This is a genomic window from Lelliottia sp. 7254-16, from assembly GCF_002922995.1.
In the GTDB taxonomy this organism is placed as follows: Bacteria; Pseudomonadota; Gammaproteobacteria; order Enterobacterales; family Enterobacteriaceae; genus Enterobacter; species Enterobacter jeotgali.
On the sequence record NZ_PQVS01000002.1, the window covers coordinates 45539 to 58833 of the forward strand.

14 protein-coding genes are annotated in these 13295 nt (G+C 54.8%); 10 read left to right on the plus strand and 4 right to left on the minus strand.

The genetic code is table 11. The features are described 5' to 3' along the window. Positions 1–9: 9 nt before the first annotated feature. From degS to zapG, 3 genes are all read right to left on the minus strand, one after another. The gene (gene degS / locus C3708_RS02995; RefSeq protein ID WP_103948828.1) at positions 10–1077 is read right to left on the minus strand and encodes an outer membrane-stress sensor serine endopeptidase DegS; all 1068 of its coding nucleotides are present in this window, start codon (positions 1075–1077) and stop codon (positions 10–12) included. Between the two features lie 88 nt (positions 1078–1165). Then, positions 1166–2533, minus strand: coding sequence for a serine endoprotease DegQ (degQ, locus tag C3708_RS03000; protein ID WP_095283612.1), 1368 nt, complete (start codon positions 2531–2533; stop codon positions 1166–1168). A gap of 170 nt (positions 2534–2703) precedes the next feature. Then, positions 2704–3102 carry a Z-ring associated protein ZapG gene (gene zapG / locus C3708_RS03005; protein WP_095283611.1) on the minus strand — a complete coding sequence of 133 codons (399 nt, stop codon included), beginning with the start codon at positions 3100–3102 and terminating at the stop codon, positions 2704–2706. A 189-nt stretch (positions 3103–3291) separates the two neighbouring features. Between zapG and zapE the strand changes: the two genes are divergently transcribed. The 10 genes from zapE (at position 3292) to nanQ (ending at position 11844) form a co-directional block, all read left to right on the plus strand. Further along, positions 3292–4422 carry a cell division protein ZapE gene (gene zapE / locus C3708_RS03010; protein WP_103948829.1) on the plus strand — a complete coding sequence of 377 codons (1131 nt, stop codon included), beginning with the start codon at positions 3292–3294 and terminating at the stop codon, positions 4420–4422. Between the two features lie 289 nt (positions 4423–4711). Then, positions 4712–5140, plus strand: a complete 429-nt coding sequence (gene rplM / locus C3708_RS03015; protein WP_095283609.1) for a 50S ribosomal protein L13 — start codon at positions 4712–4714, stop codon at positions 5138–5140. A 15-nt stretch (positions 5141–5155) separates the two neighbouring features. Next, a complete protein-coding gene (rpsI, locus tag C3708_RS03020; RefSeq protein ID WP_064543072.1) occupies positions 5156–5548 on the plus strand; it encodes a 30S ribosomal protein S9 in 393 nt (130 codons plus the stop codon). A 313-nt stretch (positions 5549–5861) separates the two neighbouring features. After that, a complete protein-coding gene (sspA, locus tag C3708_RS03025; protein ID WP_015960645.1) occupies positions 5862–6500 on the plus strand; it encodes a stringent starvation protein SspA in 639 nt (212 codons plus the stop codon). A 5-nt stretch (positions 6501–6505) separates the two neighbouring features. Continuing rightward, positions 6506–7003: a ClpXP protease specificity-enhancing factor gene (gene sspB, locus C3708_RS03030; protein WP_095283608.1), complete on the plus strand. Its 498-nt coding sequence runs from the start codon at positions 6506–6508 to the stop codon at positions 7001–7003. 111 nt (positions 7004–7114) lie between these two features. Further along, positions 7115–7897 carry a transcriptional regulator NanR gene (gene nanR, locus C3708_RS03035; RefSeq protein WP_095283607.1) on the plus strand — a complete coding sequence of 261 codons (783 nt, stop codon included), beginning with the start codon at positions 7115–7117 and terminating at the stop codon, positions 7895–7897. A gap of 122 nt (positions 7898–8019) precedes the next feature. Next, the gene (nanA, locus tag C3708_RS03040) at positions 8020–8913 is read left to right on the plus strand and encodes an N-acetylneuraminate lyase (RefSeq protein WP_103948830.1); all 894 of its coding nucleotides are present in this window, start codon (positions 8020–8022) and stop codon (positions 8911–8913) included. Between the two features lie 113 nt (positions 8914–9026). After that, complete coding sequence (locus tag C3708_RS03045; protein ID WP_103947057.1) at positions 9027–10514, plus strand: MFS transporter; 1488 nt, start codon at positions 9027–9029, stop codon at positions 10512–10514. After that, a complete protein-coding gene (locus tag C3708_RS03050; RefSeq protein ID WP_095283604.1) occupies positions 10511–11386 on the plus strand; it encodes an N-acetylmannosamine kinase in 876 nt (291 codons plus the stop codon). Before C3708_RS03045 ends, C3708_RS03050 begins: the two co-directional genes overlap by 4 nt. Beyond that, positions 11383–11844, plus strand: a complete 462-nt coding sequence (gene nanQ, locus C3708_RS03055) for an N-acetylneuraminate anomerase (protein WP_103947055.1) — start codon at positions 11383–11385, stop codon at positions 11842–11844. The genes C3708_RS03050 and nanQ overlap by 4 nt, the downstream gene beginning before the upstream one ends. Positions 11845–11876: 32 nt before the next feature. Here the strand turns inward: nanQ and C3708_RS03060 are convergent, their stop codons facing one another. Next, positions 11877–13295: a glutamate synthase small subunit gene (locus tag C3708_RS03060; protein ID WP_095283602.1), complete on the minus strand. Its 1419-nt coding sequence runs from the start codon at positions 13293–13295 to the stop codon at positions 11877–11879.

Below are 13295 nucleotides of genomic sequence, written 5' to 3' on the forward strand. Positions count from 1 at the left end.
TTATGCGGTTTAGTTGGTCGCCGGGTATTCCTGAATAGTGACCTGAATCGTCAGCTTCTTATCATTACGCATGACTTCCACCGGTATGATCGACCCAGGACGAATTTCCGCGACCTGATCCATCGTTTCCAGGGCGGACACCGCTGGTGTGCTATTCACCGAAACGATCACATCATTCACCTGAAGGCCCGCCGCCGCTGCCGGACCGCCTGGCGTAACTTCATTGACGACGATGCCCTGAATCTGATCGATTCCGCCACCCTGCGTATGCAGTGGCGCAATTTCACGCCCACCAATCCCGATATAACCACGGATCACGCGACCGTCGCGGATCAGCTTGTCCATAATTTTGTTGGCCAACTGGAAGGGTATCGCAAAGCCGATACCTTCCGGCGTTTCGCCGTCGTTACTTTTATCAAACGACAGGGTGTTGATACCCATCAGTTCGCCCAGCGAATTCACCAGCGCACCGCCGGAGTTCCCGTGGTTAATGGAAGCATCCGTTTGCAGGAAGTTCTGTCGCCCTGATGGATTCAGGCCGATACGACCGGTGGCGCTGATGATCCCCTGAGTGATGGTTTGCCCCAGGTTATACGGGTTACCGATGGCCATCACCACATCGCCGATATGCGGCGTGCGTTTACGGTTAATAGGAATCACCGGCAGGCCGCCGGTGGCCGTGATTTTGAGCACTGCCAGATCGGTCAGGCTATCGGAACCGACCAGAAGCGCTTCAAAGACACGTCCATCCTGCAGGGCAACAATTATCTGATCGGCGTCGTTGATCACATGCTTGTTGGTAATGATGTAGCCGCGCTCGTCCATTATCACGCCGGATCCGAGCGTGCGGATCTCCAGCTGATTATTCGCCGAGCTGTTGAGGCCACGGTTATAAACGTTCACTACGGCAGGCGCAGCACGGCGAACGGCCTGGTTGTAACTCACCGGCGTCTCATCGGTACTGTCGAACTGCGGCGCCGCCAGCTTATTGAACTGTCGTAAAGAGGGCATTGCAGCCAGTAACAATCCGCCAACGACTAAACCGATGGCGATCGAACGAAATAGCTTAAGAAACATGATGCGGGCGTCGTTAATTTAGGAACGGTTGCAGCATAACATGACTTATCCGGACATCACATGCAGCGGTGATGTCCGGAGGTCAATGCTAGCGTAACAAGATGTAGAGCGTGTCGCTGCCACGGACGATTTGCAAAGCGATGACCGTCGGTTTGCTTTCAAGCACTTTGCGCATTTCTGCGATCGATTGCACGCGGTTGCGGTTCACGCCGATAATCACGTCGTCCTGATGCAAACCTGCCTGCGCGGCCGGGCTGCTCTTTTCGACGCTCTCAATGGTGATACCTTTAGTGCCGTCTTTCAGCTGTCCGTCGCTCAGTGCCGCACCTTGAAGTGCAGGGGCAATCAGCTCGGCGCTGGCCGATGATGACGTGCTTTTATCCAGCGTCACTTCGACGTCCAACGGTTTGCCATCGCGCAGCAGACCGAGTTTCACTTTGGTCCCCGGTTCCGTGGTGGCAATGCGTGAGCGCAGTTCGGCAAAGCTGCTGAGCGGCTTACCGTTCAGGCTGACAATCACATCACCCGATTTCACGCCCGCTTTTGCTGAGCCGGAATTTGCCAAAACTTCGCTGACAAAAGCCCCGCGTTGAACGTTGAGGTTGAACGCTTTAGCGATATCAGCGCTCATCTCCAGGCCTTTGATGCCCAGTAAACCGCGTTTCACTTCGCCGGATTCAATCAGCTGCTGTGCCAGCGTTTTGGCCATATTACTTGGGATAGCAAACCCGATACCGATACTGCCGCCGCCAGGGGCGAGGATCGCGGTGTTAATCCCGATCAGCTCACCGTTAAGGTTCAACAATGCACCGCCGGAGTTGCCACGGTTAATAGAGGCATCGGTCTGGATAAAGTTTTCCAGCCCTTCGAGATTCAGGCCGCTGCGCCCCAGTGCCGACACAATTCCTGAGGTCGCTGTTTGGCCTAAACCAAACGGGTTGCCGACGGCCACGGCGAAATCGCCGACGCGCAGTTTGTCGGAATCTGCGATCACAATTTGCGTCAGATTGCTCGGGTTTTGAATTTGCAGCAGCGCGATATCACTCTGGTCGTCGCCGCCAATTAATTTGGCGTCAAATTCACGACCATCGTTCATCTGAACGCTGATTTTATCGGCCTGGCTGATGACATGGTTGTTGGTTAAAACGTAGCCTTTTGCCGCGTCAATCACCACGCCGGAGCCGAGGCCTTCAAACGGTTGTGCCTGCTGATCCGGACCTTCCTCACCAAAATACTTTTTAAGCTCTTCGGGCACGCGCTGGCTTTGTGCCGCTGTGCCTTCCACCTTCACACTCACTACCGCAGGCAGCACTTTTTCAAGCATAGGCGCCAGGCTTGGAATTGCCGCCGCACCAGGCACCTGCGAAGGAAGCGCAGCGGCCGCAGGCCAGGACGCCGTCAAAGATAACCCGACACTTAACGCTAACGCGCTTAACAGCTGGTTTTTTTTCTTCATTGATGCTGGCTCTCGTTGCCTGGAGTAAAGGAAAAATGGCCCAAAAACAGTTTGATGTTATTGAATTTTAAACCACTGAACAATGAGGTAATTGATTAAATAATAGCTGGGAAGGGAAAGAAAGGACGGGCGCAATGTTTGCGCCCGTGAAATATATTGCAGATGTGCGATTAATCGCGTTTTGCGCCACCGCGCAGCAGGCCAGATGCGCCGTCGGAGTAATCACGCGGCATTTGTACGGGGGCCTGATCGTTACTGGCTTCAGACTCCGCCAGACGGTTGCGGAACGGGTTGGTGTCGCCACTCAATTCCGGCAGCAGGCTGCTGGAGCTTTTGGCCATGTGCTGATACAGCTGGCGGTAATCGGTCGCCATGTTGTCCAGCAGTTCAGCGCTTCGGGCAAAGTGGCTGACCAGCTCTTCACGGTACTCTTCCAGCTCCGCTTTGTTTTTTTCCAGCTCATACTGCAGCGACTGTTGCTGACGCAATTTGCGATTTCCAAAACGCATGGCCACGGCACCGATGGCGATACCGACGACTAAACCAATTAGCGCATATTCCCAGGTCATGAACTTCTCCCGTTGTCTTGTTGTTCCGTAGGGTAGTGGCTCGGCTCCTGCCTGTGCCTGATTATGCCACTATAACCGCTATTTCTTCAGAAGTGGAATCCTGACGTATCATCGCGTACTGTAGAACGGCCTTTTTTTCGCCAGTCGCGCAGTCTGGCGAGGTTTAATTGAAGGAATAACAACAAGATTATGCAAAACCTGTCCCCCACATCGCGTTACCAACAAGCCCTGGAAGAGGGCACTCACCAGCCCGATGACGTCCAGCGTGAAGCCGTTAATCGCCTGAATGTTATCTATCAGGAATTAATCCACGAAACACCCGCACCTGCTGCCACGCAGAGCGGCGGTCTGAAAGCCGCGTTTGGTCGATTGTTAGGGAAAAAAGAGCCGCAAACTTCCGCGCCGGTTCGCGGCTTATATATGTGGGGTGGTGTCGGTCGAGGGAAAACCTGGCTGATGGACATGTTTTACCAGAGTCTACCGGGTACGCGTAAACAACGTCTGCACTTCCACCGCTTTATGCTGCGCGTCCATGAAGAGCTGAACGCCCTGCAGGGGCACAGCGATCCGCTGGATATCATCGCCGAGCGATTTAAAGCCGAAACCGACGTTTTGTGTTTCGATGAGTTTTTTGTCTCCGATATCACCGACGCCATGCTGCTGGGCGGCCTGATGAAAGCGCTATTTGCGCGCGGAATTATGCTGGTAGCGACGTCGAACATTCCGCCGGACGACCTTTATCGCAACGGTTTGCAGCGCGCGCGTTTCCTGCCAGCTATCGAGGCCATCAAAGAGCACTGCGACATTATGAATGTCGATGCGGGCGTGGATTATCGCCTGCGAACGCTGACCCAGGCGCATCTGTGGTTGTCTCCCCTGGATGACGAGACGCGTCATCAGATGGACAAACTCTGGCTGGCGTTGGCCGGGGCGAAGCGCGACAACGCCCCTGAGCTGGAGATCAACCATCGCCCGCTGCAAACGTTGGGTGTCGAAAACCAGACGCTTGCCGTCTCTTTCGACACGCTGTGTGTCGATGCCCGCAGTCAGCATGACTATATTGCGCTTTCGCGCCTGTTCCATACGGTGATGTTGTTTGATGTCCCGACTATGACGCCGCTGATGGAGAGTGAAGCCCGCCGTTTTATCGCGCTGGTGGATGAGTTTTATGAGCGCCATGTGAAGCTCGTCGTGAGCGCCGCGGTGCCGCTGTATGAGGTGTATCAGGGGGAACGACTGAAGTTTGAGTTCCAGCGCTGCCTGTCACGCCTGCAGGAGATGCAAAGCGAAGAGTATTTGAAACGTGCTCACATGCCATAAATGCCATCTACTCCCCGTGGGAGAGGGGCTGGGGGTGAGGCCATCAGCCCGCGCAGAGGCTATGCACGAAAACCTTGCGACTAATCACATTTAAGGGTCGATCTTTGACCTCGACTTCTCTATAATCTTGCGACCCCACGTTACGAGAAGGTTTTTTTCCCAAAACTTTCTATGTGCTGGCATAGGCTATTCGAAGGGGTAGGTTTGCCGGACTTTGTCGTGTGAGCCTCAACTTTTAAACGTTTGGGTGTTCACCAACGTGTAACTTATTTATTTGGGTAAGCTTTTAATGAAAACTTTTACAGCTAAACCAGAAACCGTACAGCGCGACTGGTATGTTGTTGACGCGACCGGTAAAACTCTGGGTCGTCTGGCTTCCGAACTGGCTCGTCGCCTGCGCGGTAAGCACAAAGCGGAATACACCCCGCACGTAGACACTGGTGATTACATCATCGTTCTGAACGCAGAAAAAGTTGCTGTAACCGGCAACAAGCGTGAAGACAAGGTGTACTACCATCACACCGGCCACATCGGTGGTATTAAACAAGCGACCTTTGAAGAGATGATTGCCCGCCGTCCTGAGCGTGTGATTGAAATCGCGGTTAAAGGCATGCTGCCAAAAGGCCCGCTGGGTCGTGCTATGTACCGTAAACTGAAAGTTTACGCAGGCAACGAGCACAACCACGCGGCACAGCAACCGCAAGTTCTTGACATCTAATCGGGATTATAGGCAATGGCTGAAAATCAATACTACGGCACTGGTCGCCGCAAAAGCTCCGCCGCTCGCGTGTTCATCAAACCGGGCAGTGGTAAAATCGTAATCAACCAACGTTCTCTGGAACAGTACTTCGGTCGTGAAACTGCCCGCATGGTAGTTCGTCAGCCGCTGGAACTGGTCGACATGGTTGAGAAATTCGATCTCTACATCACCGTTAAAGGTGGTGGTACTTCTGGTCAGGCTGGTGCGATCCGTCACGGTATCACCCGCGCTCTGATGGAGTACGACGAGTCCCTGCGTGGCGAACTGCGTAAAGCTGGCTTCGTTACTCGTGATGCTCGTGAAGTTGAACGTAAGAAAGTCGGCCTGCGTAAAGCACGTCGTCGTCCTCAGTTCTCCAAGCGTTAATCTTTTTTCTGCTTTGGCAGAAAGATTGGCGAAAAACCCGCTTCGGCGGGTTTTTTTATGGATAATCCGACGGTTATCCACAGTATTTATTTGATTCTCAGCTCTTTTTCCGCATTTCCAGAATCCCCTCACCACAAAGCCTGCAAAATCTGGTAAACTATCATCCAATTTTCTGCCCAAATGTCAGTGAATACACGATTTTTGTTCGATTTATGAGCGATGGCGTTTGTTCCTGGGATGGGTAACAAATCACATCTGGCTGGCCCGCGTGGCCGGTAGCAGTAATATTCTGAATATATACCTGGAGGTTTTCATGGCTGTCGCTGCCAACAAACGTTCGGTAATGACGCTGTTTTCTGGTCCTACTGACATTTATAGCCATCAGGTTCGTATCGTGCTGGCCGAGAAGGGTGTCAGTTTTGAGATCGAGCATGTGGAGAAGGATAACCCACCTCAGGATCTTATCGATCTCAACCCGAACCAGAGCGTACCAACGCTGGTGGATCGCGAGCTGACCCTGTGGGAATCCCGCATCATTATGGAATATCTGGATGAGCGATTCCCTCATCCGCCGCTGATGCCGGTTTATCCGGTTGCGCGTGGTGAAAGCCGCCTGTACATGCAGCGTATCGAGAAAGACTGGTACACCCTGATGAACGTTATCGTTAACGGTTCATCCTCTGAAGCAGACGCGGCCCGTAAGCAACTGCGTGAAGAGCTGCTGGCTATTGCTCCGGTGTTTGGCCAGAAGCCATTCTTCCTGAGCGACGAGTTCAGCCTGGTGGATTGCTATCTGGCTCCGCTGCTGTGGCGTCTTCAGTCACTGGGCGTAGAGTTCAGTGGTCCTGGCGCGAAAGAGCTGAAAGGCTACATGACTCGCGTATTTGAGCGCGATTCTTTCCTCGCATCTCTGACAGAACCGGAACGCGAAATGCGTCTTGGTCGAGGTTAACGATTGTGGAAATGTCACAGCTGTCTCCACGCCGTCCGTATCTGCTGCGTGCCTTCTATGAATGGCTGCTGGACAACCAGCTTACGCCGCACCTGGTAGTGGATGTGACGTTGCCGGGCGTGAGCGTTCCGATGGAATACGCGCGTGATGGGCAGATAGTCCTGAACATCGCGCCACGTGCGGTGGGTAATCTTGAGCTGGCTAACGACGAAGTGCGCTTCAACGCGCGTTTCGGCGGTATTCCGCGTCAGGTTTCTGTGCCGCTGGCTGCCGTACTGGCAGTGTATGCACGTGAAAACGGCGCGGGTACTATGTTTGAGCCGGAAGCGGCCTATGACGAAGACGTCGCCAGTCTCAACGATGAAGACGGCTCCACCGCCAGCGAAAGCGAAACGGTGATGTCGATTATCGATGGCGACAAGCCGGATCACGATAACGACAACGATCCTGATGACGATCCGCCGCCGCGCGGTGGGCGTCCAGCATTACGTGTTGTGAAATAACTAAACAGGCCCGATGGGCCTGTTTTGCTTTCAGGGGTTTTCGCCCCGCTAAAAATCCTGTGTTATGATGAATCGTTGTCACTGATTGTCACTCTTCTGACCCGAGTCTTTATGAAACCATTTGATCTTCAGGCGGAAAATTCTACCGAAACCCTTGGCCGCAGTTTGCGTCGTCGCCCGCTGGCGCGTAAAAAACTCTCCGACATGGTGGAAGAAGAGCTTGAGCAGATGATCCGCCGCCAGGAGTTTGCCCAGGGTGAACAGCTCCCTTCCGAACGCGAACTGATGGAATTCTTCAACGTCGGCCGCCCTTCGGTGCGAGAAGCACTGGCTGCACTGAAGCGTAAAGGACTGGTGCAAATCAACAACGGTGAACGCGCCCGCGTCTCAATGCCCTCAGCCGATACCATCATCAGTGAACTCTCCGGCATGGCGAAAGATTTTCTCACCCAGCCGGGTGGCATCACTCACTTTGAACAGCTGCGTCTGTTTTTCGAGTCCAGCCTGGTGCGCTACGCGGCGGAATACGCCACGGATGAACAGGTTGAACGCCTGTCGAAAGCGCTGGAAATTAACAGTCAGTCGCTCAACGACAATGCGCTGTTTATCCGTTCTGACGTCGATTTCCATCGGGTGCTGGCCGAAATCCCCGGTAACCCAATCTTCATGGCGATTCATGTCGCATTGCTTGACTGGCTGATTGCCGCCCGACCAAAAGTCTCCGACGCCGAGCTATATCAGCATAACGACGTCAGCTATCAGCAGCATATTGCGATTGTTGACGCCATTCGCCGCCGCGATCCGGACGAAGCCGATCGTGCGCTGCAAACTCACCTCAATAGCGTTTCCGCCACCTGGCACGCCTTCGGCCAGGGATCAAAAAAGAAAAAATAACGATCCTTTAGTGAAGCAGATCGCAATATAAGCGTTCTGTATGGCATTGCTGCATATTTGATCTGGTATAACAGGTATAAAGGTATATCGTTAAAACAGACCAAACATCACTTGAGGTATCTATGGCAAAGCAATTACGTGGCGTAATGGCCGCACTCCTGACTCCGTTTAATGCACAGCAGGCGCTGGATAAAGACAGCCTGCGCCGTCTGGTGCAGTTCAATATTCAACAGGGAATCGATGGCCTGTACGTGGGTGGCTCAACGGGTGAAGCCTTTGTGCAAAGCCTCATCGAGCGTGAGCAGGTACTGGAGATCGTGGCGGAAGAGGCGAAGGGTAAGGTCACGCTTATCGCCCATGTCGGGTGCGTCAGTACAGCGGAGAGCCAGCAGCTCGCGGCGGCGGCCAGCCGTATTGGTTTCGACGCTGTGTCAGCGGTCACACCGTTCTACTATCCCTTCAGCTTTGAAGAACATTGTGACCACTACCGTGCAATTATTGATTCGTCGGATGGTTTGCCGATGGTGGTGTACAACATCCCGGCGCTAAGCGGAGTGAAGTTATCTCTCGATCAAATCAATACGCTGGTCACGCTGCCGGGCGTTGGTGCACTGAAACAGACCTCTGGCGATCTTTTCCAGATGGAGCAGATCCGCCGGGCGCATCCGGATCTGGTGCTTTATAACGGCTATGACGAAATCTTTGCCTCCGGTTTACTGGCTGGTGCGGATGGTGGGATTGGTAGTACGTACAACATCATGGGCGCGCGTTATCAGGCGATCGCCAGCGCGATCCGTGAAGGGGACAACGCCACTGCGCAGCGCCTGCAAAGCGAGTGCAACAAGGTTATTGATTTGCTGATTAAAGTCGGTGTTTTCCGTGGCCTGAAAACCGTACTGCATTACATGGATGTGGTCTCCGTCCCGCTATGCCGCAAGCCGTTTGCCCCGGTGGCCGAGCAATATCTGCCGGAACTCAGAACTCTCGCAGAGCAACTCATGGCTGAGCAGCGCTAATCCATTGCCGGATGGCGCTTCGCTTATCCGGCCTACAAAAAACATTGCCCGTAGGCCGGATATGGCGAAGCCGCCATCCGGCAATACGCCCAAGAGATCGTCGGGAGAGTGAAATGAGTATTTCTACCCAAAGCATCCCGTGGTACCGCCATCTTTCCCGCCCGCAGTGGCGCGCCTTCTCCGCCGCCTGGCTGGGATATTTGCTCGATGGCTTTGATTTTGTGTTGATGGCGTTGGTGTTAACAGAAGTCAAAAGTGAATTTGGTTTAACGACGGTCGAGGCGGCAAGCCTGATCTCAGCCGCCTTTATCTCGCGCTGGTTTGGCGGCTTACTGCTCGGCGCAATGGGCGATCGCTACGGGCGCAAACTGGCGATGATCACCAGTATCGTGCTCTTCTCCTGCGGCACACTGGCGTGCGGTTTCGCACCCGGCTACATCACCATGTTTATTGCTCGTATGGTGATCGGCATGGGGATGGCGGGCGAATACGGGTCCAGTGCGACCTATGTCATCGAGAGCTGGCCGAAACATCTGCGTAATAAAGCCAGCGGCTTCTTAATCTCCGGTTTTTCCATCGGTGCGGTGGTCGCGGCGCAGATTTACAGCCTGGTCGTCCCCGTGTGGGGCTGGCGCGCGCTGTTCTTTATCGGCATCCTGCCGATCATCTTTGCCCTGTGGCTGCGAAAAAATATTCCCGAAGCAGAAGACTGGAAAGCGAAGCACGAGGGCAAAGCGCCGGTGCGAACAATGGTCGATATTCTTTATCGCGGCAAGCATCGTCTGATCAATATTGTGATGACACTATTCGCGGGAACTGCGCTGTGGTTCTGCTTTGCTGGAGAGCTGAATAATGCCGGTCTGGTAGTGATTCTGGGGCTGTTGTGCGCCTGCGTATTCATCAGCTTTATGGTGCAAAGCAGCGGCAAGCGCTGGCCGACGGGCGTGACTTTGATGGTCGTCGTGCTCTTCGCGTTCCTCTATTCGTGGCCGATTCAGGCATTGCTGCCAACCTATCTGAAAACAGATCTGGCCTATGACCCGATGACGGTTGCGCATGTTCTGTTCTTCAGCGGCTTTGGTGCGGCGGTGGGGTGTTGCGTGGGTGGTTTCCTCGGCGACTGGCTGGGTACGCGTAAAGCGTATGTCTGCAGCCTGTTGGCCTCGCAGCTTCTGATTATTCCGGTGTTTGCTATCGGCGGGTCCAATATCTGGGTGCTTGGCCTGCTGCTGTTCTTCCAGCAGATGCTGGGACAGGGGATCTCCGGAATCTTGCCGAAGCTGATTGGCGGCTACTTCGATACGGATCAGCGTGCGGCGGGGCTGGGCTTTACTTACAACGTCGGCGCACTGGGCGGTGCGATTGCCCCGATAATTGGTGCACTGCTGGCACAGCGTCTTGAGCTGGGTACGGCGCTGGGTTCTCTGTCATTCGGTCTGACGTTTGTGGTTATCCTGCTGATTGGTCTCGATATGCCGTCGCGCGTTCAACGCTGGGTCCGCCCGGAAGCGCTGCGCACGCATGATGCGATTGATGGTAAACCGTTTAGTGGTGCCGTTCCGTTTGGCAGCATCAAAAGCCAGCGCGAGGCGGTGAAATGACCACGTTAGCCATTGATATCGGCGGAACAAAACTCGCAGCCGCGCTGATTGATGATGCGCTGCACATTCGTGAAAGGCGCGAAATGCCGACGCCCGCCAGTAAAACGCCCGACGCGTTGCGCGAAACACTGCAAGCGCTGGTGGAACCGCTAATACCATCGGCGCGGCGTGTGGCGATCGCTTCGACAGGGATTATCCGCGAGGGCACGTTGCTGTCGATTAACCCCCATAACCTGGGCGGTTTACTGCACTTCCCACTGGTGCAGACATTGGAGTCGATAACCGGTTTACCTGCGATGGCGGTGAATGATGCGCAGGCAGCGGCGTGGGCCGAATACCATGCGCCAGAGATAGACGCACAGAATATGGTGTTCATCACTGTCTCAACGGGCGTGGGTGGGGGTGTCGTGCTAGATGGCGAGTTGCAGACGGGCGAAGGAGGGCTTGCCGGACATCTGGGTCATACGCTTGCCGATCCGCACGGCCCGGTGTGCGGCTGTGGTCGCCGTGGATGCGTAGAAGCGATCGCCTCTGGCCGGGCTATTGCCGCCCGAGCGCAGGGCGATCTGGCCGGTCTTGATGCAAAAGCCATTTTCGATCATGCACAGCGCGGGCATCAGCCAGCCCGCGAGCTGGTTGCTCATTCTGCACAGACGCTGGCGCGGCTCATCGCCGATGTCAAAGCGCTGACGGATTGTCAGACCGTCGTGGTGGGCGGCAGCGTCGGGCTGGCAGCGGGGTACTTGTCGCAGGTGGCTGAGTTTCTGGCGCAAGAGCCATCGGTTTATCACGTCAATCTTCGTCCGGCCTGGTACCGCCACGATGCGGGTTTACTGGGCGCGACACTTTTGTCCCAAGGAGCACAACAATGATGATGGGGAAAGCCAGTGCGCTGTCGGGATTGCATCCCGTATTAGCAAATGCACTGACGCAGGCCATCGCAGCCTGGCCGCAGGACAAAGCGCCGGGGCGTTACGAACTGCAGGGCGACGATATCTTTATGAATGTAATGACGTTTGCCACGCAGCTGCCGGAGCAGAAAAAAGCCGAACTGCATGAGCAATACATTGATATCCAGCTGCTGCTGGCAGGAGAGGAGCGCATTCTGTACGGCGTGGCAGGCTCTGCACGTCAGTGCGAGGAGATGCATACTGAGGAGGATTATCAGCTCTGCAGTGCTATCGAAGGGATGCAGAGACTTGATTTGACACCCGGTATGTACGCAGTCTTTATGCCCGGCGAACCGCACAAACCTGGCTGTGTGGTGAAGGAAACGGAAGAGATAAAGAAGGTGGTTGTTAAGGTGCGCGTGAGTTTAATGAGCGCATAAAAAACCGGATGGCATTGCCATCCGGTTCATTTTTACACTTCCAGGTAGTTCATAATCCCGTCAGCCGCTTTACGGCCTTCAGCAATCGCAGTGACCACCAGATCCGAACCGCGAACGATATCGCCACCGGCGAAGATTTTCGGGTTGCTGGTCTGGAAGGCGTTCTCGTTGCCTTCCGGCGCAATCACACGGCCCTGGGAATCCAGCTCAACGCTGTGCTTCGCCAGCCACTCCATGCTGTGCGGGCGGAAACCAAACGCCATGACGACTGCATCAGCCGGAACCACATGCTCTGAGCCAGCCACGATTTCAGCACGACGACGGCCTTTGGCATCCGGTGCGCCCATCTCGGTACGCGCCATCTTCACGCCGCTGACTTTGCCGTTGGCATTCACTTCAATGCCCAATGGCTGGACGTTGAACTGGAACTCAACACCCTCTTCGCGCGCGTTTTTCACTTCGCGTTTAGAGCCAGGCATGTTCTCTTCGTCACGACGGTAAGCACAAATCACGTGCGTCGCGTCCTGACGAATCGAGGTACGTACGCAGTCCATCGCGGTATCCCCACCGCCCAGAACCACCACGCGTTTGCCTTCCATAGTGACGTACGGCTCAGCGGCGGTTTCACCGAAGCCCATCATCTGTTTGGTGTTAGCAATCAGGAACGGCAGGGCGTCAAACACGCCCGGTGCGTCTTCGTTTTCCAGCCCACCGCGCATCGACTGATAAGTGCCGACGCCAAGGAAGACGGCATCGTAATCTTTCAGCAGATCGTCGATCTGAATGTCACGGCCCACTTCGACATTCAGTTTGAACTCAATGCCCATGTCGGTGAAGATTTCGCGACGGCGAGTCATCACCTCTTTTTCCAGCTTGAAGGCCGGAATACCGAAGGTCAGCAGGCCGCCGATCTCTGGATGACGATCAAACACCACCGCTTTGACGCCGTTGCGGGTCAGCACGTCGGCACATGCCAGACCTGCCGGACCTGCGCCGATAATCGCCACGCGTTTGTCCGTCTGACGCACGCCAGTCATGTCCGGACGCCAGCCCATCTCGAAGGCTTTATCATTGATATAGCGCTCGATGTTGCCGATGGTCACTGCGCCAAACTCGTCGTTCAGCGTACAGGAACCTTCGCACAGACGGTCCTGCGGGCACACGCGACCACACACTTCCGGCAAGGTGTTGGTCTGGTGCGACAGTTCAGCCGCTTCGAAAATACGTCCTTCGTTGGCTAGCTTCAGCCAGTTCGGGATGTAGTTATGTACCGGGCATTTCCATTCGCAGTACGGGTTGCCGCAGGACAGGCAGCGATCTGCCTGTGCCTTGGCCTGGCCTTCTGAAAACGGCTCGTAAATTTCAACAAATTCAATTTTGCGGATCTTCAGCGGTTTCTTTGGCGGATCAACGCGCTGCAGGTCGATAAACTGGTATACGTTCTGACTCAT

Bases quoted from the DNA above. Each gene is read 5' to 3' on its own strand.
- zapG (WP_095283611.1), bottom strand. From the start codon at position 3,102: ATGACCTGGGAATATGCGCTAATTGGTTTAGTCGTCGGTATCGCCATC.
- rplM (WP_095283609.1), top strand. From the start codon at position 4,712: ATGAAAACTTTTACAGCTAAACCAGAAACCGTACAGCGCGACTGGTAT.
- rpsI (WP_064543072.1), top strand. From the start codon at position 5,156: ATGGCTGAAAATCAATACTACGGCACTGGTCGCCGCAAAAGCTCCGCC.
- nanR (WP_095283607.1), top strand. From the start codon at position 7,115: ATGAAACCATTTGATCTTCAGGCGGAAAATTCTACCGAAACCCTTGGC.
- sspA (WP_015960645.1), top strand. From the start codon at position 5,862: ATGGCTGTCGCTGCCAACAAACGTTCGGTAATGACGCTGTTTTCTGGT.
- nanQ (WP_103947055.1), top strand. From the start codon at position 11,383: ATGATGATGGGGAAAGCCAGTGCGCTGTCGGGATTGCATCCCGTATTA.
- C3708_RS03060 (WP_095283602.1), bottom strand. From the start codon at position 13,295: ATGAGTCAGAACGTATACCAGTTTATCGACCTGCAGCGCGTTGATCCG.
- nanA (WP_103948830.1), top strand. From the start codon at position 8,020: ATGGCAAAGCAATTACGTGGCGTAATGGCCGCACTCCTGACTCCGTTT.
- C3708_RS03045 (WP_103947057.1), top strand. From the start codon at position 9,027: ATGAGTATTTCTACCCAAAGCATCCCGTGGTACCGCCATCTTTCCCGC.
- degS (WP_103948828.1), bottom strand. From the start codon at position 1,077: ATGTTTCTTAAGCTATTTCGTTCGATCGCCATCGGTTTAGTCGTTGGC.
- C3708_RS03050 (WP_095283604.1), top strand. From the start codon at position 10,511: ATGACCACGTTAGCCATTGATATCGGCGGAACAAAACTCGCAGCCGCG.
- degQ (WP_095283612.1), bottom strand. From the start codon at position 2,533: ATGAAGAAAAAAAACCAGCTGTTAAGCGCGTTAGCGTTAAGTGTCGGG.
- zapE (WP_103948829.1), top strand. From the start codon at position 3,292: ATGCAAAACCTGTCCCCCACATCGCGTTACCAACAAGCCCTGGAAGAG.